At 74.6% G+C, this 22,383-nt stretch carries 5 protein-coding genes; 1 reads left to right on the top strand and 4 read right to left on the bottom strand.

From position 1 onward, the window contains the following. Positions 1–7: 7 nt before the first annotated feature. Positions 8–847, top strand: coding sequence for an ABC transporter permease (locus tag AC1Z4A_RS04310; RefSeq protein WP_483676483.1), 840 nt, complete (start codon positions 8–10; stop codon positions 845–847). A 49-nt stretch (positions 848–896) separates the two neighbouring features. Here AC1Z4A_RS04310 and ccrA read toward each other — a convergent pair whose 3' ends face one another. From ccrA to AC1Z4A_RS04290, 4 genes are all read right to left on the bottom strand, one after another. Further along, entirely contained in the window at positions 897–2,240 is a 1,344-nt protein-coding gene (gene ccrA, locus AC1Z4A_RS04305; protein ID WP_483676482.1) for a crotonyl-CoA carboxylase/reductase, read from the bottom strand. A 103-nt stretch (positions 2,241–2,343) separates the two neighbouring features. Then, on the bottom strand, positions 2,344–3,576 hold the full coding sequence (locus AC1Z4A_RS04300; protein ID WP_483676481.1) for an FAD-dependent oxidoreductase: 1,233 nt from the start codon (positions 3,574–3,576) through the stop codon (positions 2,344–2,346). Continuing rightward, entirely contained in the window at positions 3,573–10,508 is a 6,936-nt protein-coding gene (locus AC1Z4A_RS04295) for a type I polyketide synthase (protein WP_483676480.1), read from the bottom strand. Before AC1Z4A_RS04295 ends, AC1Z4A_RS04300 begins: the two co-directional genes overlap by 4 nt. A 76-nt stretch (positions 10,509–10,584) precedes the next feature. Continuing rightward, positions 10,585–22,371: an SDR family NAD(P)-dependent oxidoreductase gene (locus AC1Z4A_RS04290; RefSeq protein WP_483676479.1), complete on the bottom strand. Its 11,787-nt coding sequence runs from the start codon at positions 22,369–22,371 to the stop codon at positions 10,585–10,587. Positions 22,372–22,383 lie beyond the last annotated feature (12 nt).

The following is a 22,383-nucleotide window of genomic DNA, read 5'->3' as shown; positions in this document are numbered from 1 at the left end:
AGACCCCATGGCGCGCGCACTCGCGCACCGACCGTCCGGGGCGGCACCGCCCGCCGTCGAGTGGACGGGAGCCGGAATCGGCACCCAGATCGGCGTGCTCACCAGGAAATCGCTGCGAAAACTGGTCACCGACCCCAAACTGCTGATATTCAGCGTGGCGCAACCGCTCGTGCTCCTGCTGCTGTTCGGGCAGGTCTTCAACAGCGTTGCGACGACACCCCATTTCCCCGAAGGCGTCGGCTACATCGAATTCCTGGTGCCCGCCATTGTGGTGACCACTTCGATGCAGTCCGCGCTGATGTCGGGAGTGGGGCTCAACGAGGACATTCAGAACGGCGTCGTCGCCCGGTTCCGGGCCATGCCGATCTGGCTGGGGTCCGTCCTGGTCGCCCGGAGCGCATTCGACGTGGCGCGCGCGGCCGTCCGGCTGCTGGTCCTGATCGTCCTCGCCACCGTGCTCTTCGGCTTCTCGCCCGCGGGCGGGGTGCCCGGCGTCCTCGCCGCGGTGCTGCTCGCCCTGCTGATCGGCTTCGCCCTGGCCTGGATCTTCATGGCCATCGCCTGCTGGCTGCGGAACGCGGAGGCCATGCAGGGCGTCGGGTTCCTGGTGATGTTCCCGCTGATGTTCGCCTCGAACGCCCTGGTGCCCACGGGCGGGCTGCCGGGCTGGCTGCAGGTCGTCGCCGAGATCAACCCGATGAGCTACGGCATCGACGCCTCCCGCCGGCTGATGTGGGGCCGGCCGGCCGGGACGTCCCTGGTCGCCTCCGTGGGCACGAGCCTGGTGCTCGCCGCCGTGGCCGCGGTGCTGGCGGAGCGGGGCTTCCGCAGGCCCCCGTCCCCCTAGGAGGACGCCCGACCCAGGGGGTGTCCCGGCGGACACCCCCTGGCCGCCGTCAGGCCTCGGCCCGGCGGAACAGGGTGATCGCGTCGAGGTGCCGCTCGCGCAGCTGCCCGTTCCGCACGCCCAGGCCCTCCTCGGGCGCCAGGCACAGCACGCCCACCTTGCCGCTGTGCCGGTTGCGGTGCACGTCGCGCGCCGCCAGGCCCGTCTCCTCCAGCGCGAACACCTTCGACAGCGTCGGGTGGATCATGCCCTTGGCGATCAGCCGGTTGGACTCCGACGCCTCCCGGTAGTTCGCGAAGTGGGTGCCCACCACGCGCTTGAGGCTCATCCACAGATAGCGGTTGTCGTAGACGTGCTGGTAGCCCGACGTGGCCGCGCACGTGACGATGGTGCCGCCCTGCCGCGCCGCGAACACACTGGCGCCGAACGTCTCCCGGCCGGGGTGCTCGAACACGATGTCCGGGTCGTCACCGCCGGTCAGCTCCCTGATCCGGGACCGGAACCGCTTCCACTCCCGCGGATCGGGCGTCTCCTCGTCCGCCCAGAACCGGTACCCCTCGGCCGCCCGGTTGATCACCAGCTCGGCACCCATCTCCCTGGCCAGCGCCGCCTTGCTCTCGCTCGACACGACGCACACCGGAATGCCGCCGCCGTTGAGCACCAGCTGGGTGGCGTACGAGCCGAGTCCGCCCGTGGCGCCCCAGATCAGCACCACGTCGCCCTGCTTCATGCCCCCGGCGTTCTGCGACACCAGCTGCCGGTACGCCGTGGCGTGGCACAGCGTCGAGCAGGCCGCCTCCTCCCACGTCAGGTGGTCGGGCATCGGCATCAGCTGGGTCCCGTTCACCAGGGCCAGCTCGGCGAGACCGCCGTAGTTGGTCTCGAAGCCCCAGGCCCGCCCCTCGGGGTCGAGCATGGAGTCGTTGTAGCCGTCGGGAGTGTCCATGGGCGCCTTGTGCGCCGTCGCCACCACCCGGTCGCCCGGCTTCCAGCGCTCCACGCCCGGCCCGGTGCGCAGCACGACGCCGGCCATGTCGGAGCCCACCACGTGGTACGGCTGGAAGTGCCGGGCGTTCAGCGAGCTGGCCTGGGCGTAGCGCTTCAGGAACCCGAACGTCGGCAGGGGTTCGAAGATCGCGCTCCACACCGTGTTGTAGTTGATCGCGCTGGCCATCGAGGCGACCAGCACCTCGCCGGGACCGGGCTCCGGCGTCGGCACGTCCTGGACGTGCAGCGACTTCTGCGGGTCCTTGTCGCCCGTCGCCATCCCGTCGAACATGGCGGTCTCCTCCGCGAGCACCACCACGCCCCGGTAGGACTCGGGGATCGGCAGGGCCGCGAAGTCCTCGCTCACGGCGTCGTCGGACAGGATCGCACTGAGGATCTGGTCCACTTCGGTCTCCAATCAGCGGAATTCGGCGAAAGCCAGCAAGAGTCGGCGAAAGTCGGCGGATAACGGCACCTGCCGGGCGGGTCCCGGCAGGTGCCGGCGGATGTCAGCGGACGCGGATCTTCGCCGTCCTGGTGCCCGGCGCATCGTCGTTCAGGTAGTTGCTGAGCCGCGTGACCTGGAGCTGCTGGTACGCGGTCATCGGCACGAAACGGCCGATCCGGCGGGCCAGCTTCGGCGGCGCCGGCAGGGTCCGGCGGCCCATCAGCTCCGCGATGCTCCGCATCCTGCGCAACCGGGGCCAGCGCGCGGTCTCGTAGGCGCGCAGCCGCTCGTTCGCCGTGCCCGGACGGGCCATGGCCCGCTCCAGCACCCAGGCGTCCTCGAGCGCCTGGCACAGCCCCATGCCCAGCCGCGGCGGGACGACGTGCGCGGCGTCCCCGGCCAGGGTCACCGGACCGTCCCCCCACGCCGGGCGGACGTTGTGCATGATGTGCGGGAAGACGCTGACGTCCTTGTCGCCGATCGTCTCCAGCAGCTGCGGCAGCGCCCCCGCCGTCCAGTGCCCGAACCGGGCCCTCAGGTTGTCGACCGGAGACCCCTCCACCGGAACGCCCGGATGCCCGTAACCGTGGCTGCCCGGCTTGCCGAGCGGAGCGGAGTCGCCCTCGCGCCACGGCAGTTCGAACGCCCAGTACACCTGGCCGTTGCCGACCGGGTGCATCACGCAGATGCCCTCACTGCCGTAGAGCGAGTGAATGCGGTGCCCGTCGCTGAACTCGCTGGGCAGGTCGGTGATCCCGTGCCAGGTCGCGTCCCCGCAGTACGCGGCCGGATCGTGCCCCAGCAGGTGCTCCCGCACGGCGGACCGGTGACCGTCCGCGCCGATCAGCGCGTCGGCCTCGACCTCGCTCCCGTCCGAGAACGTGGCCACCACCGTCGTCCGCGGCCGGTCCGTCCGGTACGTGATGCCGGTCAGCTCCTTGCCGAACTGCACCATGCCCGCCGGCAGCCGCTCGGCCAGGGCCGCCAGGACGCCGCCGCGCTTGCCGACGACGATCGGGTGCCGGTAGCGGCGGGCAATGCCCGCCATGTCCATCCGGAGCAGCGTCTCGCCGTACTCCGACAGCAGGTCGAGCGAGTCCATGTGCACGCCCAGGGAGTCCGGCCGGATGCCCCAGGTGCGCAGCAGGCCCGTCGCATTGGGGTACAGCAGCACGCCGTTGCCGTCGGCGCGCAGCTCGGGAGCCCGCTCGTACACCGTCACTTCGTGCTCGCGGGAGAGGGCGAGCGCGCTCGCGATGCCGCTGACTCCTGCACCGATGATGACAATCTTCACTTGCGTGCGCCTTTCTCGGAGCGGTACGGGGGTTGGGTGTTCAGCCAGGTGTGCACGGCTTCGGCGGTGGAGTCGGAGAACCTCTCCAGCATCGTGAAGTGGTCGCCCGGCACGTCGAGTTCGACGTCGGCGAGTTCCCAGACGGCCCGCCAGTCCTCCGGCGGGGCCTCCGGGCCCGTGTCTCCGCCCGCGAAGCACTCGGTGGCCCTTACCAGGAGGGTCGGCACGGCCACCGGCTCCACGCTCCAGGCGGAGAAGATCCTGATGTAACCGCCCATGGCGGCCAGTCGCTTGTCGCTGAACAGGTCGAAGTCGTTCTCCCGCGTCACCATCGCGCCGCCGATCTGCGCGCCGACCGGGGACTGCGCCATGTGCTCGGGGGAGGAGGTGTCCAGCAGCACCACGGCGCCGGGCGCGTGCCCCAGGCTCTCCAGCCGGCGCGCCACCGCGTGCGCGACCCAGCCGCCCGCGGACCGTCCCACCAGGACGAACCGCCGCTGCCCGGCGCCGTCGCCCAGGCACCGCAGGACCGCCTCCGCATGCACGCGGGCGAGCGCCTCGACCGTGCCGGGCAGCGCCTCGTCGGCCAGGAAGCCGGGCTCGGCGAAGGCCCAGACATCGGCCTTGCCGCGGAAGTGGGCGGCGAAGCGGGCGTATTCGTGCGGGCCCGCCACGGGGCTGAAGGAGGGGAAGCAGACGAGCACGGGGGCGTCGCCGGACGAGGTGCCCGCCGCGGCGAGGCGGATGGGCTCGGGGGCGGGCAGGTCCGGGCTGTCCGCGGCGAAGACGGGCTCCAGGAGAGAGGCCGCCTTGAGCAGCTCCAGGGCCTCGTCGAGCTTCTCCTCGGCGCAGGCGCGGCGGTAGAGCGCGCCCAGGGGGCCGGGGGCGGCGGCCCCGCCGGCGGCGCCGGGCGCGTCCTCCCGGGCTTCCGGGGCCTCCTGCCCGATCCGCTCCAGCAGGTACGCGGCCAGGGCCGTCGGGGTGGGATGGTCGAAGAGGAGCGTCGCGCCCAGGCGGAGACCGGTGAGGTCGTCGAGGCGGGAGCGCAGCTGGACGGCGGTCAGGGAGTCGAAGCCGGACTCGAGGAACGGCTGCTCGGCAGCGACCTGCTCCGCATCGCGGTGCCCCAGCACGGCGGCGGCGTGCGTACGCACCGCATCGAGGAGCAGATCCGGACGTGCATCCTCGGGCGCCTCGTCGAGCCGGCGCCGGAAGTCGGTGGCCGAGGGTGCGGATTGCTCGGACCGGGGGGTGACGGTCTGGGTCGTGCTGTCGAGCCAGTAGCGGTCGCGCTGGAAGGGGTAGGTGGGGAGATCGGGAACCGGGGAGGCCGCCGGGGTGAGGAGGCCGGCCCAGTCGAGAGGGGTGCCGGTGACGTGGAGATGGGCCAGGGCGGCGGTGGCGGCGTGGGGTTCGGGGGTCTTTGCGGTGAGGAGGGGGACAGCAGTGAGGGTGGGGTCGGTTTCGGTGGCGAGGGCGGTGAGGGTGCCGTTGGGGCCGAGTTCGAGGAGGGTGTGGTGGGTGAGGGTGGTGATGCCGTGGTGGAAGCGGACGGGTTGGCGGATGTGCTGGACCCAGTAGGTGGGGGTCTGGGCTTCCTCGTGGGTGAGGCGGGTGCCGGTGAGGTTGGAGATGATCGGCAGGTTGGTGGGGTGGTAGGTGATGGCTTCCGCGACGGTTTTGAAGTCGTCGAGGATGGGGTCCATGTGGTGGGAGTGGAAGGCGTGGCTGACGGGGAGGCGCTTGGTCTTGCGTCCCCAGGCGGCGACGGTGGTGGCCACTGCCTCCACGGCTTCGGCGTCGCCGGATATGACGATCGATGACGGGCCGTTGATGGCTGCCAGGCCGACGCGTTCGTTGAGGAGGGGGGTGATTTCGTCTTCGGTGGCCTGGAGGGCGGTCATCGCACCTCCGCCCGGCAGGCTTTGCATGAGGCGTCCGCGTGCGGCGACGAGTGTGGCGGCGTCCTTCAGGGTCCAGAGTCCTGCCACGTGTGCTGCGCTGAGTTCGCCGATGGAGTGGCCGATGAGTGCGTCGGGGCGCAGGCCCCAGCTCTCGGCGAGCCGGTAGAGAGCGACCTCAAGGGCGAAGAGTGCGGTCTGGGTGTAGGCGGTCTGGTCGAGGAGCCCGGTGCCGTCCTCGTGCCACATCACCTGCTTCAGCGGCCGCTCCAAGTGGGCGTCCAGCTCCGCGCACACCGCGTCGAAGGCGTCCGCGAATGCCGGGTAGGCGGCGTGCAGTTCACGCCCCATCCCCACACGCTGCGCACCCTGCCCCGTGAACAGGAACGCCAGCCTGCTGGTGTGCTGCCTGCCGCGGATCACCGAGACCGTGGCCGGGTCCAGGGCGTCGAGGAGTTCCTCCCGGGTGCCGCCCACCACTGCGGCCCGGTGCTCGAAGTGGCTGCGGGTGGTGGCGAGTGCGTACGCCACGTCGGCCGGCCGGAGCCCGGGATCGTCCTCGGCCAGGCGCCGTAGCCGCTCCAGCTGCTCGTCCAGTGCCCCCGGCGACTTGGCCGAGACGATCCAGGGCACGACGACGTCCTTGTCGTGCACGGGCGTCGGCGGAGCCTGGGGGTCGTCCGGCGATTCCTCCAGAACGAGGTGGGCGTTGGTGCCGCTGATTCCGAAGGAGGAGACGGCGGCGCGCCGGGGCCGGTCCTCGGTACGGGGCCAGGCGCGGGCCTCGGTGAGCAGTTCCACGGCGCCCGCCGACCAGTCGACCTCGGGTGTGGGCTCGTCGACGTGGAGGGTGCGGGGGAGGATGCCGTGGCGCATGGCCTCGACCATCTTGATGACACCGCCCACACCCGCGGCGGCCAGGGAGTGGCCGATGTTGGATTTGAACGAGCCCAGCAGCAGCGGCTGCTCGGCGGGCCTGTTCCTGCCGTACGTGGCCAGGAGGGCCTGGGCCTCGATCGGGTCGCCGAGCCTGGTGCCGGTGCCGTGCGCCTCGACGGCGTCGACGTCCGCGGGGGACAGGCGGGCGTTGGCCAGTGCCGCGTGGATCACGCGTTGCTGGGAGGGGCCGTTGGGGGCGGTGAGGCCGTTGCTGGCCCCGTCCTGGTTGACGGCGGAGCCCCGTACGACCGCGAGGACGCGGTGGCCGTTGCGGCGGGCGTCGGAGAGGCGCTCCAGGAGGACCATGCCCGCGCCCTCGGCCCAGTTGGTGCCGTCGGCGGCCGCGGCGAAGGACTTGCAGCGACCGTCGGAGGCGAGGCCGCGCTGGGCGCTGAAGTCGACGAAGGCGCCCGGGGTGGCCATCACCGTCACCCCGCCCGCGAGCGCGAGCCGGCATTCCCCGCTGCGCAGGGACTGCGCCGCGAGGTGCATGGCCACGAGCGAGGACGAGCACGCCGTGTCCACGGTGACCGCGGGCCCCTCCAGACCCAGGGTGTATGCGATCCGGCCGGAGGCCACGCTGCCCGCGCTGCCGTTGGCCAGGTAGGGGGCGACGTCCTCGGGGACGGAGGGCAGGTGGACGGCGTAGTCGTGGCCCACCAGCCCGGCGTAGACGCCGACGGACTCGCCGCGCACGGAGGTGGGGTCGATCCCGGCGCGCTCGAACGCCTCCCAGGAGGTCTCCAGCAGCAGGCGGTGCTGGGGGTCCATGGCCAGGGCCTCGCGCGGGCTGATGCCGAAGAAGGCCGCGTCGAAGCCTGCCGGGTCACGCAGGAAGCCGCCTTCGCGGACGTACGTCCTGCCGGGGGCGTCCGGGTCGGTGTCGAAGAGGGCGTCGAGGTCCCAGCCGCGGTCGGCGGGGAAGCCGGAGACCGCGTCCACGCCGTCGGCCACCAGCCGCCACAGCTCTTCCGGCGACTCGACGCCGCCCGGGAAGCGGCAGCTCATGCCGACGATCGCGATCGGCTCGTCGGCCGCGGCGACGGTCGGGCCCGCCGTCCCGGTGGGGTGGACACCGGAGTCGCCGAGCAGTTCCGCACGCAGGTGGGCGGCCAGAGCCGCGGGGCTCGGGTGGTCGAAGACGAGTGACGCGGGCAGGGGCAGCTCGGTCGCCTGCTGGAGGACGCGGCGCAGCTCGACCGCCGTGAGGGAGTCGAAGCCGAGGTCGCGGAACGAGCGGTCCGCATCGAGGACGTAGTCCGGGGAGTGGCCCAGCACGGCGACGGCGTGGGAGCCGACCAGGTCCACCAGGAACCGGTCCCACTCGCGCTCGGGCAGCTCGGTGAGCCGGCGGACGATGCTGGAGACCGGACGGGGGGCTTCGCCCTGCGGGCCCGGCTCGGTCCCCCGGCCTTCGGCGCCGATCCAGTAATGGCGGCGCTGGAAGGGGTAGGTGGGGAGGTCGAGGACGGCCGGGGCGGGAGAGAGGACCGAGGGCCAGTCGAGGGCGGTGCCCGTGGTGTGGAGGCGGGCCAGGGCCGTGACCGCCGCGCCGGGCTCGGGTTGCCCGTCCCGGAGCAGGGAGACGGCGGTTGCGGTGCCGTGGACCTGGCTCGCGAGGGCGGTGAGGGTGGCGTCGGGGCCGAGTTCGAGGAAGGTGTGGCCCGTGAGGGTGGTGATGCCGTGGTGGAAGCGGACGGGTTGGCGGATGTGCTGGACCCAGTAGTCGGGGGTCTGGATCTCTGCGTCGGTGTGGGGGCGGCCGGTGACGTTGGAGATCACCGGCAGGTCGGGGGCTTGGTAAGCGATGGACTCCGCGACGGTTTTGAAGTCGTCGAGGATGGGGTCCATGTGGTGGGAGTGGAAGGCGTGGCTGACGGGGAGGCGCTTGGTCTTGCGTCCCCAGCCGGTGACGATGGCGGCCACTGCCTCCACGGCTTCGGCGTCGCCGGATATGACGATCGATGACGGGCCGTTGATGGCTGCCAGGCCGACGAGTTCGTTGAGGAGGGGGGTGATTTCGTCCTCGGTGGCCTGGAGTGCGGTCATCGCACCCCCGCCCGGCAGGCTTTGCATGAGGCGTCCGCGTGCGGCGACGAGTGTGGCGGCGTCCTTGAGCGTCCAGAGTCCTGCCACGTGTGCTGCGCTGAGTTCGCCGATGGAGTGGCCGATGAGTGCGTCGGGGCGCAGGCCCCAGCTCTCGGCGAGCCGGTAGAGAGCGACCTCAAGGGCGAAGAGTGCGGTCTGGGTGTAGGCGGTCTGGTCGAGGAGCCCGGTGCCGTCCTCGTGCCACATCACCTGCTTCAGGGGCTGGTCCAGGTGCGCATCCAGCTCCGCGCACACCGCATCGAAGGCGTCCGCGAACACCGGGAACGCGGCGTGCAGTTCACGCCCCATCCCCAGCCGCTGCGCACCCTGCCCCGTGAAGAGCACAGCCAGGCTGCCGCCCTGCCGCTCGCCGCGGATGACCGAGGCCGGGGCGCCGAGCGACTCCAGCAGCTCGTCGCGCGTACCGCCGACGACGGCCGCCCGGTGCTCGAAGTGCGTACGCGTCGTGGCCAAGGCATGCGCGACGTCCGCCGGTCGCAGGCCGGGCCGCTCCTCGGCCCAGCTCCGCAGCCGCTCCAGCTGCTCGTCCAGCGCTGCCGCCGTACGGCCCGAGACCACCCACGGCACGGTGCCGTCCGGACGGTCCCCGGACTCGGGCGTCTCCGGCTCCGGTGCCTCCTCCAGGATCACATGGGCGTTGGTCCCGCTGATCCCGAACGAGGACACGCCCGCCCGGCGCGTGCGGCCGGTCCCGGCGGGCCAGTCCTGCTGTTCGGTGAGCAGCTCCACGGCGCCCGCCGACCAGTCGATCTCCGTGCTCGGCTCGTCCACGTGCAGGGTGCGCGGCAGGATGCCGTGCTGCATGGCCTGCACCATCTTGATGATGCCGCCGACACCTGCCGCCGCCTGTGCGTGACCGATGTTGGACTTCAACGAGCCCAGCCACAGGGGACGTTCATCGGGGCGGCTCTTGCCGTAGGTGGCGAGCAGGGCCTGTGCCTCGATGGGGTCGCCGAGCTTCGTGCCCGTTCCATGAGCCTCCACCGTGTCCACGTCGGCGGGCGCCAGCCGCGCGTTGGCCAGAGCGGCGCGTATGACGCGTTCCTGCGAGGGGCCGTTGGGGGCGGTCAGCCCGTTCGAGGCACCGTCCTGATTGACGGCCGATCCCCGTACCACCGCCAGGATCCTGCGGCCCTTGCGCTGCGCGTCCGAGAGCCGCTCCAGCAGCAGCACTCCCACGCCCTCGGCCACCCCGAAGCCGTCCGCCGCCTCCGAGAACGCCTTGCACCGGCCGTCGGACGCCAGTCCGCCCTGGCGGGCGAAGGACACCAGGCCCTCGCCGGTGCACAGGACGGTGGCGCCGCCTGCCAGGGCCAGCTCGCACTCGCCGTTGCGCAGCGCCTGCACCGCGAGGTGGATGGCGACCAGCGACGACGAGCATGCCGTGTCCACCGTGACCGCGGGGCCCTCCAGCCCCAGGGTGTAGGAGATCCGGCCCGACAGGACGCTCGCCGAGTTGCCCGTGACCACATAGCCCGGGTCGCCCTGCGCCGCGAGCAGCGTGTGGTCCTGGCCGCTGGTGCCGGTGTAGACGCCCACGGGCCTGCCGCGCATCGCGGCCGGGTCGATCCCGGCCCGCTCGAACGCCTCCCAGGTGGTCTCCAGCAGCAGCCGCTGCTGGGGGTCCATGGACAGCGCCTCGCGCGGGTTGATGCCGAAGAACTCCGCGTCGAAGCCGCCGACGTCCGCCAGGAAGCCGCCCTCACCGATCGGCCCCTGTGCGTCCTCGGCCTCCGGCTCGTCCAGGGCCCGGAGGTCCCAGCCCCGGTCCGCCGGGAACGCCGCCACCGCGTCGATCCCGTCGGCCACCAGCCGCCACAGCTCCTCCGGGGACTGCACGCCGCCCGGGAAGCGGCAGCTCATCCCGGTGATCGCGATCGGCTCGCTGCGCCGGCCCTCGACCTCGTGCAGCCGCTGATTGGCCTTCTGTGCATCGGCGATGGCGCGCTTGAGGTAGCTCCGGAGCTTCTCCTCGTTTGCCACGTGGTCCTCGTTCTCCTCGGTTCTTCCGTGATCTCGCTGCCGTACGTGCCCGTACGTGCCCGTACGTGCCCGTGGGTCAGCCGAACTGCTTGTCGACCATCTCGAAGAGTTCGTCGTCGGTGGCGGAGTCGAGTTCGTCCTCGGTGGCGACCCCCGTCCCGTCCGCCGTCGCGTTCCACTTCGCGGTGAGGGACTCCAGGCGGCCGGTGATGGCGCCGCGGGCGTCGTCGTCCTCGGCGAAGGCGTCCAGCTCCGCGGCCAGCCGGTCGAGTTCCGCCAGCATCTGCTCGACGCCCGACGGCTCCTCCGGCGCGAGCCGGTCCCGCAGATAGGCCGCGAGCGCGGTCGGGGACGGGTGGTCGAAGACCAGCGTCGCGGGCATCCGCACGCCGGCCGCGGCCGCGAGGCGGTTGCGCAGCTCGACCGCGGTGAGCGAGTCGAAGCCCTGCTCCTTGAACGACCGGTCCGCGGGCACCGTGTCCGGCGAGCCGTGGCCCAGTACGGCCGCCACGTGCCGGAGCACCAGCTGGAGCAGCAGCGCGTGCTGTTTGGCCGGGGGCAGGCCGGTCAGGCTGTCGGCGAGCGTGCCGCCCGTGTCCGTTGCCACCGTGGCCGCCGCCGTCCGCATCCGGCCCCGCACCAGGCCGCGCAGCACCGGCGGCACCGACTCCAGGGGCTGCTCCCGCAGCGGCGCCAGCTCGAGCCGGGCCGCCAGCAGCACCGCGTCGGCGCGGTCGACGCCCGCGTCGAACAGGGCCAGGCCCTCGTCGGTCGGCAGCGGCGCCATGCCGCCCCGGCCGATCCGGGTGAGGTCCGTGTCGTCCAGCGCCGCCGTGCCCGCGCTGCGTTCCGCCCACAGGCCCCAGGCCAGCGAGGCCGCCGGCAGTCCCTCGGCCCGGCGCTGCTGGGCCAGTGCGTCCACGTAGGCGTTGGCCGCCGCGTAGTTGCCCTGGCCCGGTCCGCCGAAGGTGCCCGCGGCGGACGAGAAGAGGACGAAGGCCGAGAGGTCGCTGTCGCGGGTCAGCTCGTGGAGGTGGGCCGCCGCGGCCGCCTTCGGCCGCCACACGCGGTCGAGGCGCTCGGGGGTCAGCGTGCCGATCACCCCGTCGTCGAGGGCCGCGGCCGCGTGGACGACCGCGGTCAGCGGCTCCCCGGCCGGGATGTCCGCCAGCAGCTTCGCCAGCTCGGCGCGGTCGCTCACGTCACAGGCGGCGACGGTGAGCCGGGCGCCGTGCCCGGCCAGTTCGGCCGTCAGCTCGGCCATGCCCGGGGCGTCCGGCCCCCGCCTGCCCGCGAGCACCAGGTGCCGGGCGCCGTGCTCCGTCACCAGGTGCCGGGCGACGAGCCCGCCCAGGGTGCCCGTGCCACCGGTGATCAGCACCGTGCCGCTCGGGTCGAAGCGCTTCGGCACGGTGAACACCATCTTGCCGATGTGCCGCGCCTGGCTGAGGAAGCGGAACGCGTCCCTGGAGTGCCGGATGTCCCAGGCCCGTACCGGAAGGTGGCTGAGCACGCCGCGCTCCAGCAGGTCCACGACGTCCGTCAGCATCTCCTGGATGCGGTCCATGCCCGCTTCGCTCAGGTCGTAGGCCTGGTAGCGGACGCCGTCGTGGGCGGCGGACACGGCCTCGGCGTCCCGGAGGTCGGCCCGGCCCATCTCCAGGAACCGGCCGCCCGGACCGAGCAGCCGCAGCGACGCGTCGATCAGCTCGCCCGTCAGGGAGTTGAGGACCACGTCGACACCGCGGCCCCCGGTGGCCGTGCGCACCCGTGCCTCGAAGCCGGTGTCGCGCGACGAGCCGAGGTGGTCGTCGTCGAAGCCCAGGCCGCGCAGCGCGTCCCACTTGCCCGCGCTCGCCGTGCCGTACACCTCGGCGCCCAGGTGCCGGGCCAGCTGAGTGGCGGCCATGCCGACGCCGCCGGCCGCGGCGTGCACGAGCACGGACTCGCCCGCGCGCAGCCCGGCCAGGTCCACCAGGCCGTAGTAGGCCGTCAGGAACACCAGTGGCACCGAGGCGGCCGTCGTGTACGACCAGCCGTCGGGGATGCGGACGAGCGTCCGCCGGTCGGCGATCGCGGAGGAGGCGAACGAGCCGGGGAGCAGACCCATGACCCGGTCGCCGGGCCGCAGGTCCGTCACCCCGGGGCCGGTCTCCAGCACGACGCCCGCGCCCTCGCTGCCGAGCCGGGCGTCGCCGCCCGGGTACATGCCGAGCGCGATGAGCGCGTCGCGGAAGTTCAGCCCGGCCGCCCGGACCGCGAGGCGCACCTCGCCCTCGCCGAGGGCCCGGCCGATGCCCGGGTCGTCCCCGAACGCCAGGTTCTCCAGGGTGCCGTCGGTGGACGGCGCCAGCCGCCAGGAGCCCTCCGCGGGCAGCGGCAGGGCCGGGTCCGAGGCGGCGCGGGCCAGCCGGAAGACCGCCGGTCCGCCGTCGCGCAGCGCCAGCTGCGGCTCCCCGGACGCCACCGCGGCCGGCAGCGCACGCCGGGAGGACTCGAGGCCGTCCAGGTCGGCCAGGACGATCCGGCCGGGGTTCTCCGACTGGGCGGACCGCACCAGACCCCACACCGCGGCGAGGGCCGGTACGGGGGCCGGTGCGCCCGGACCCGTGGCGACCGCGCCCTCGGTGGCGATCACCAGCCGCGCGGCGGCGAACCGCTCGTCGGCCAGCCACTCCTGGACGACGGCCAGGGCCTGCCCGGCCGGTTCGGCGCCGAGGCCGTCGGCACCGGCCGCGAACGGCACCAGCACCACGTCCGGCACGGCCTCGCCCCGCGACACCGCGTCGCCGAGCGCCCGCCCGTCCGCGTACGTGTCAACTGCCGTGCCCGTGGCCCGCAGCGCCTCCGCGAGGCCCGCGGGGTCCGGCCCCGCCACGGCCCAGCGGGCCGCACCCGCGTCCGCGGGCAGGGCGACGGGCGTCCAGTCCGTGCGGAACAGCGAGTCGTGCATGCTCCCGCCCTCGGGGCGGAGCAGTTCGGCGGAGGCCGGGCGCAGCACCAGCGACTCCACGGACAGCACCGCGCCGCCCGCCTCGTCGGCCGCGTGCACCGAGACGCCGCCCTCGCCGTCCGGGGCGATCCGCACCCGCAGCCCGGCCGCGCCTGCGGCGTGCAGGGCGATGCCGCGCCAGGCGAACGGCAGCATCGTGCGGCCCTCGCCCGCCCCCGGCACCGGCGCGCCCACCCCCAGCGTGTGCAGGGCGGCGTCGAACAGCGCCGGGTGCAGCCCGTACGCGGCGGCCGAGTCGCGCTCCTCCTGCTCCAGCCGGACCTCGGCGAACATCTCGTCCCCGCGCCGCCACAGCGCCCGCAGCCCGCGGAACGACGGCCCGTACACGATGCCGCCTTCGGCGAACCGCTCGTACAGCCCCTCGATGTCGACCGGCCGGGCGCCCGCCGGGGGCCAGGCCGTCAGGTCGGCGGTGTCGTGCGCGTCCTCGTCGGGGCCGAGGACGCCCTCGGCGTGCCTCGTCCACGGCAGGTCCTCCGGGGCGCCCTCGACGCGCGAGTACACGCCCAGGGAGCGCCGGCCCGCGTCGTCCGGGCCGCCGACCACCAGCTGGAGCCGCACCGCGTCCTGCTCGGGCAGCAACAGCGGCTGATGCAGCGTCAGTTCGGGGACGCCCGCGCAGCCCGTCCGCTCCGCGGCGCGCAGCGCCAGCTCGGCGAATGCGGTGCCCGCCAGCAGCGCCACCTCCGGGCTGCCGTGGTCGGCCAGCCACGGGTGGCTGCGCAGCGACAGGCGGCCGCTGAAGAGGAAGCCGCCGTTGTCGGGCAGCTCGGTCCCCGCGCCCAGCAGCGGGTGCCCGGCCGGGTCCAGGCCCGCCGAGGTCACGTCACCGGACGCCGTGCCGTCGTGCAGCCACAGGTGCTGCCGCTCGAACGCATACGTCGGCAGGTCCGCCCGCCGGGCGTCCCGGCCCTCGAACACCGCTGCCCAGTCCACCCGGACGCCGTGCGCGTGCGCCTCCGCGACCGAGCCCAGGAACCGGCCCAGGCTCCCCTCGTTCCGCTTCAGCGAGCCCACCACGGTGAGGTCGGCGTCCTCGGCCGACTCCTGGAGCGGCGTGCTGAGCAGCGGGTGCGGGCTCGCCTCCACGAACGTGCGGAACCCGTCGGCGACCAGGGCGCGCGCGGTCCGCTCGAACTCCACGGGGCAGCGGGCGTTGCGGAACCAGTACTCCGCGTCCAGCTCCGTGGTGTCCAGCAGCCCGCCCTCCACGGTCGAGTAGAAGGGGACGGCCGAGGGCCGGGGCGAGACGGGCGCGAGGACCTCCAGCAGGTGTTCGCGGAGCGCGTCCACCTGGGCGGAGTGGCCCGCGCCGTCCGCGCCGGGGATCCGGCGGGCCCGGATGTCCTCGGCGGCCAGCTCGGCCAGCAGCTCCTCCAGCGCGTCCGAGTCCCCGGTGACCGTCGCCGAGCGGGGCGAGTTGACCGCCGCAATGGTCACCTTGCCGCCCCACCGCTCCAGCCGGGCCTCCAGGTCCTCGCGCAGCTCCGACACCGCGGCCATCCCGCCGTGTCCCACCAGGCTCAGCTGTGCCTGGCTGCGCAGGGCCACCACCCGGGCGGCGTCCTCCAGCGACAGGGCACCGGCGACGTACGCCGCCGCGGCCTCGCCCTGGGAGTGGCCCACCACGGCGGACGGCTCCACGCCGTACGACCGCCACAGGGCGGCGAGCGACACGGTGACCGCGAACAGCAGTGGCTGGATCATGTCGGGCCGGTCCGTCGGCGCGGCCTCCGCGGCGCCGGACAGGACGTCGAGCACGGACCAGTCCAGGTGCGGCTCCAGCGCGGCGGCGCACTCCCGGGCCTTCTCGGCGAACACCGGGGAGGACACGAGCAGTTCGGCCGCCATCTCGGCCCAGTAGGCGCCCTGGCCGGGGAACACGAAGACGGGCCTGCCGTCCTTGCCGCCGTCCGCCTTCGCGCGCAGCAGACCCGGGAACTCGCCGTCCGTCGCCAGCGCCTCCAGCGCCTGGGCGGCCGTCTCGCGGCCGTCGGCCGGGAGCACGGCCCGGTGCTCGAAGTGGGTGCGCGTGGTGGCCAGGGAGAGGGCCAGGTCGGCGAGGCGGGCGCCGGGGTGCTCGTCGAGGTGGGTGTGCAGGCGCGCGGCCTGGTCCCGCAGGCCCGTCGCGGTGCGGGAGGAGAGGACGAGCGGCGTGGCCGTGCCGTCGGGGTCGTCCTGGTGGTCCTGGGGCTCCGCCTCGGGTTCCGGGGTGTGTTCGAGGACGATGTGGGCGTTGGTGCCGCTGACGCCGAAGGAGGAGACGGCGGCGCGCCGGGGCCGGTCGCCCGTGGCGGGCCACGGCCGGGACTCCGTGAGCACTTCCACGGCTCCCGCGGACCAGTCCACCTGCGTCGTCGGCTCGTCGACATGGAGCGTCTCGGGCAGGGTGCCGTGGCGCATGGCCTCGACCATCTTGATGACGCCGCCGATGCCCGCGGCCGCCTGGGTGTGGCCGAGGTTGGACTTCAGCGAGCCGAGCCACAGGGGCTGTTCGGCGGGGCGGCCCTGTCCGTAGGTGGCCAGGAGTGCCTGGGCCTCGATGGGGTCGCCGAGTTTCGTGCCGGTGCCGTGTGCCTCGACGGCGTCGATGTCGGCTGTCGTGAGGCGGGCGTTGGCGAGGGCGGCGTGGATGACGCGTTCCTGCGAGGGGCCGTTGGGGGCGGTGAGGCCATTGCTGGCGCCGTCCTGGTTGACGGCCGATCCTCGTACGACCGCCAGGACGCGGTGGCCGTTGCGGCGGGCGTCCGACAGGCGCTCCAGCAGCACCATGCCCACGCCCTCGCCGAACGCCGCGCCGTCCGCCGCATCGGCGAAGGCCTTGCAGCGGCTCGACGGGGACAGCGCCTGCTGCCGCCGGTACTCGGCGAACAGGTCCACCGTCGCCATGACCGCGACGCCTCCGGCCAGGGCCAGTTCGCAGTCGCCGTTGCGCAGCGCCTGCGCGGCCAGGTGCATGGCCACCAGCGACGAGGAGCACGCCGTGTCCACCGTGACCGCCGGGCCCTCCAGGCCCAGCGTGTAGGAGATCCGCCCGGAGATCACACTGCCCGAGCCGCCCGTGCCCAGATAGCCCTCGGCCTCCTCGGGCACGTTCCGCAGCCGCAGCAGGTAGTCCTGGTACATGGCGCCGACGAACACACCGGTGCGGCTGCCCCGCAGCGCGGCCGGCAGGATGCCCGCCCGCTCCACCGCCTCCCAGGACGTCTCCAGCAGCAGCCGCTGCTGCGGGTCCATCGACAGGGCCTCGCGCGGGCTGATGCCGAAGAAGCCCGGGTCGAACTCGGCGGCGTCGAGCAGGAAGCCGCCCTCGACGGCCCGGCCGTCCTCGTCCGGGCCGCCCAGCAGGGACAGGTCCCAGCCCCGGTCCTCCGGGAAGGCGGACATCGCGTCGCCGCCCGAGGCGACCAGCTGCCACAGGTCCTCCGGGGAGCGCACCCCGCCCGGGAAGCGGCAGGACATCGCCACGATCGCGATCGGCTCCCCGTCCGCCGCGGCCGGGGCGGCCACGGGCGCGGCCGCGCGGGGCGACGAGCCCAGCACCCGCTCGGCCAGGAAGCCCGCCAGGACGGTGGGGCTGGGGTAGTCGAACACCAGGGTCGCGGGGAGCCGGATGCCGGTCGCGGTGTGCAGCCGGTTGCGCAGCTCGACGGCGGTGAGCGAATCGAAGCCCAGGTCCTTGAAGGCCCGTTCCGCCGGTACGGAGTCCGGCTCGGCGTGGCCGAGGACGGTGGCCGCGTGCGCCCGCACCAGCTCCACCAGGTGCGCCTCCCGCTCGGCGGCGGGCAGCGCGCGCAGCCGCTCCACCAGCTCGGAACCCCCGGCCTCCGCGGTGCCGGAGGCGGCGGAGCGGCGGGCGGGCGCGGGCAGCAGCGCGCGCAGCAGCGGGTGCGCGGTGGCGGGGGAGCGGCGCAGGGCACGCAGGTCGATGCGGGCGGGCACCAGCAGCGTCTCGTCCAGGGACAGCGCGGCGTCGAAGAGCGCCAGGCCGTCCTCCGTGCCGAGGAGCAGCGCCCCCGAGCGGCCCATGCGCGCCAGGTCGGCCCCGGCCACGTGGGAGGACATCTCGCTGCGTTGCTCCCACAGGCCCCAGGCCAGGGACTGCGCGGGCAGCCCGGCCGCCCGGCGGTGCTGGGCGAGGGCGTCCAGGAAGGCGTTGGCCGCCGCGTAGTTGGCCTGCCCCTGGCCGCCGAAGGTGGAGGCCGCGGAGGAGAACAGGACGAAGGCGGAGAGGTCCGCCTCGCGTGTCAGCTCGTGCAGGGCGAGGGCCGCGTCCACCTTGGGGCGCAGCACCGGGTCGAGGCGCTCGGGGGTGAGCGAGGTGAGGACGCCGTCGTCGAGGACGCCGGCCGCGTGCACCACGGCGGTGAGCGGGCGGTCGGCGGGAATCCGCGCCAGCAGCTCGCCGAGCGCGGCCCGGTCGGTCACGTCGCAGGCGGCGGCGGTCACCTGCGCGCCCAGCTCCCGCAGTTCGGAGACCAGCTCTGCCGCGCCGGGCGCGTCCTCGCCGCGCCGGCCGACGAGCAGCAGGTGGCGGATGCCGTGGACGGACGCCAGGTGCCGGGCGACGAGCCCGCCGAGCAGGCCGGTACCGCCGGTGATCAGCACCGTGCCGTCCGGGTTCAGGACGCCGGGCCGTCCGGCGGGAGCGGGCGCGGGGGCCCGGCGCAGCCGCGCCGCGTGCACCGTGCCCGCACGGATCGCCGTCTGCGGTTCGCCGGACAGGGCCGCACCCACCAGGGCACGCGCGGAGTCCGGGTCGTCGTCGAGGTCCACGAGCGCGAAACGGCCGGGGTGTTCGGCCTGGGCCGAGCGGACGAGCCCGTGCACGGGCGCCGCGGCCAGGCCGGTCACGCCCTCGCCGTCGCGCACCCCGGTCGCGTGCCGGGTGACGACCGCGAGCCGGGTCGCGGCGAACCGCTCGTCGGCCAGCCAGGACCGCAGCAGGTCCAGCGCCCGCGCGGTGAGCGTGCGCGCCGCCTCGGCGAGGTCCCCGTCGTCGGCGGCGACCGGGACGAGCACCAGGTCCGGTGCCGCACCGTCCGCTTCGACCGCGGCGGCGAGCGCCGCCAGGTCGCCGTGGACCGGCAGGCCCAGCACCCCGGCCAGCCTGAGCCGGTCCTCGCCCAGGACCACCGCAGTGTGCTCGCCCGGGCCGGGCATGCCGACCGGCTCCGTCCAGTCGGGCCGGAACAGCGCGTCGCGCGGCCCGTCGTGCGCCCGCAGCTGCTCGTGCGGCACGGGCCGCAGGACGAGCGAGTCCACCGAGGCGACCGGCAGCCCCGTGCCGTCGGCCACCGTCAGCCGGACCGCGTCCGTGCCCGCCGGGGCCAGCCGGACGCGCAGCACCGCGGCCCCGGCCGCGTGCAGGGACACCCCGCTCCACAGGAAGGGCAGCAGCCCGTCCCCGGCGTCGCGCACGGCGCCGAGCCCGACCGCGTGCAGCGCGGCGTCCAGCAGCGCGGGGTGCAGCCCGAACCGGGCCGCCGCCGGCCGCTCCGCGTCCGGCAGGCGTACCTCGGCGAACACCTCGTCACCGCGCCGCCAGGCCGCTTGCAGACCGCGGAACACCGGGCCGTACTCGATGCCCGTCGCCGCGATCCGCTCGTACAGCCCGTCGAGGGCGACCGGCTCCGCACCGGCCGGGGGCCATGCGGACGGATCGGACAGGCCGGACGGGTCGTCGGACCGCTCCTCCGCGGCCGGGGCGAGCACGCCGGTCGCGTGCCGGGTCCACTCCTGCTCGTCCCCGGCCGCCTCGCTCCGCGCGTACACCGCGAGCGAGCGGCGGCCGGTGTCGTCCGGACCGCCGACCACCAGCTGGAGGCGGGCCGCGCCGTCCTCGTCCAGCACGAGCGGGGTGGCGAGGGTCAGTTCCTCGAGCCGCCCGCAGCCGGCCTCGTCGCCGGCCCGCACCGCGAGTTCCACGAAGGCCGTGCCGGGCAGCAGCACCTGCCCGGCCACCACGTGGTCGGCCAGCCACGGCTGGGTGCGGACCGAGAGCCTGCCGGTGAGCAGCACCCCGCCGCTCTCCGGCAGCGGCACGGCCGCGCCCAGCAGCGGGTGCCCGGCGGACTCCAGCCCCGCCGCCGACACGTCGCCCGCCGTCTCCCCGGCCTCGGCCCAGAAGCGCCGCCGCTCGAAGGGGTACGTGGGCAGGTCCGCGCGGCGCCCGCCGGAACCGGCGAACGCCTTGGCCCGGTCCAGCTCCACGCCCTGCACGTGCGCCTCCGCGACGGAGGTCAGGAACCGGTCCAGGCCCCCCTCGTCCCGCCGCAGCGAGCCCACCACGGCGAGCGCCGCACCGGGCGTCTCGTCGGAAGCCTCCTGCACGGCCTGCTGGAGCACCGGGTGCGGGCTCGCCTCGACGAAGACGTCCTGGCCCCGGTCGGCCAGCGCCAGCACCGCGTCGCCGAAGCGCACGGTCTCCCGCAGGTTGCGGTACCAGTAGTCGGCGTCCAGCCCCGCCGTGTCGACGACCTCCCCGGTCACCGTGGAGAAGAACGACACCGAGCCCGAGCGCGGCGCGACCGGCGCCAGCAGCTCCAGCAGCTCGTCGCGGATCAGCTCGACCTGGGCCGAGTGCGAGGCGTAGTCGACCGGGATCCGGCGCGAACGCACCTCCGCCGCCCGGCACTCGGCCTGCAGCTCGTCCAGCGCGTCCGGAGTGCCCGCGACCACGGTCGCGCGCGGCCCGTTGACCGCCGCCACCGACAGCCGGTCGCCCCACGGCCCGATCCGCCGCCGCACCTCCTCCTCGCCGAGGGCCACCGACAGCATGCCGCCCTCGCCGGACAGCGCCCGCAGCGCCTTGCTGCGCAGCGCCACCACCAGCGCCCCGTCCTCCAGGGACAGACCGCCCGCCACACAGGCCGCGGCGATCTCGCCCTGCGAGTGGCCCACCACCGCGGCCGGTTCGACGCCGTACGAGCGCCAGAGCGCGGCCAGGGACACCATCACCGCCCACAGCGCGGGCTGGACCACGTCGACGCGCTCCAGGGCGGCCGCGTCGCCGAGCACCTCGGTCAGCGACCAGTCCACGAACGGCGCCAGGGCCCGCTCGCACTCCGCCATGCGCTCCGCGAACACGGGCGCGGACTCCAGGAGTCCGGTGGCCATGCCCACCCACTGGGAGCCCTGGCCGGGGAAGACGAACACCGGGCGCCGGTCGCTGTCGGCCGAGCCCCGGACGACGTTCGGCAGCGGCCGGTCCTCCGCCAGCGCCGCCAGCCCCGCCAGCAGCTCCTCGCGGCCGCCGGCCAGCACCACCGCGCGCTGCTCGAAGACCGTGCGGCCGCCGGCCAGCGAGCGGGCCACGGCCGGGGCGTCCAGGCCCGGCTCCGCCAGCAGCGCCTCCCGCAGCCGGCGCGCCTGCTCCCGCAGGGCCGTGTCGGTACGGGCGGACAGGGGGCTCAGGACGGGGGAGTCCGACGGCTCCTCCGCCGCGGCGTCCTCTTCCGCGGGCGCTTCCTCGATGATGACGTGGGCGTTGGTGCCGCTGATGCCGAAGGACGACACGCCCGCCCTGCGCGGCCGTTCCCCCGCCTCCCACGGCACGGCCCCGGTCAGCAGCCTGACCGACCCGGCGGACCAGTCCACGTGCGGGGTCGGCTCGTCGACGTGCAGGGTGCGCGGCAACTGCCCGTTCCGCAGCGCCAGGACCATCTTGATGATGCCCGCGACGCCCGCGGCGGCCTGCGAGTGCCCGATGTTGGACTTGACGGAGCCGAGCCACAGCGGCCGGTCCTCCGGCCGCCCCTGTCCGTAGGTGGCGAGCAGCGCCTGGGCCTCGATCGGGTCGCCGAGCCTGGTGCCGGTGCCGTGCGCCTCCACCGCGTCCACGTCCTGCGCGGACAGCCCGGCGCTCGCCAGGGCCTGCCGGATCACGCGCTGCTGGGCGGGGCCGTTGGGCGCGGTCAGGCCGCTGCTGGCGCCGTCCTGGTTCACCGCCGAGCCCCGCACGACCGCGAGCACCCGGTGGCCCAGCCTGCGCGCGTCGGAGAGCCGCTCCACCAGCAGCATGCCGGCGCCCTCGGCCCACCCGGTGCCGTCCGCGGCGGCCGCGAACGCCCTGCACCGGCCGTCGGGCGACAGCGCGCCCTGCTTGCTCATCTCGACGAACGGAGCCGGGGTGGCGAGCACCCGCACCCCGCCGGCCAGGGCCAGGTCGCACTCGCCGCCGCGCAGCGCCTGCACCGCCAGGTGGAGCGCCACGAGCGACGACGAGCACGCCGTGTCGACCGTGATCGCGGGCCCCTCCAGGCCGAAGCTGTAGGCGATCCGGCCGGAGGCCACGCTGGCCGCGCTGCCGGTGCCCACGTGCCCCTCGAGCCCGTCGCCGGACGCGCTCTCGGCGAGCTGCCCGTACTCCTGGCCGTTGCTGCCGACGAACACGCCCGTGCGGCTGCCGCGCAGCGCGGCCGGGTCGATGCCGGCCCGCTCGAACGCCTCCCAGGAGGTCTCCAGCAGCAGCCGCTGCTGGGGGTCCATCGCCGTCGCCTCGCGCGGGCTGATCCCGAAGAAGCCCGCGTCGAACCCGGCGACGTCGTCCAGGAAGGCACCGTGCCGCACAGGGCTCGTGCCGGGCCGCTCCGGGTCGTCGTCGAACAGGGCGTCCAGGTCCCAGCCGCGGTCGGCGGGAAGGCCCGACACCGCGTCCTCGCCCGCGGCGAGCATCCGCCACAGCTCCTCGGGGGTGCCCGCACCGCCGGGGAAGCGGCAGCTCATCGCGACGATCGCGATCGGCTCCCGCGCCGCGGCCAGCTGCTCGTTCTGCTTGCGCAGCCGGGCTATCTCCTTGAGGGAGTCCCGCAGCGCCTCGACGACCGCCTCACCGGATGTGCCGGTCATGCTCTTCCCACC

This window comes from Streptomyces sp. 17_S59 (genome assembly GCF_056930295.1).
Note: the sequence above shows the minus strand (reverse complement) of the source record. Positions and strands in the feature narration are given on the sequence as shown.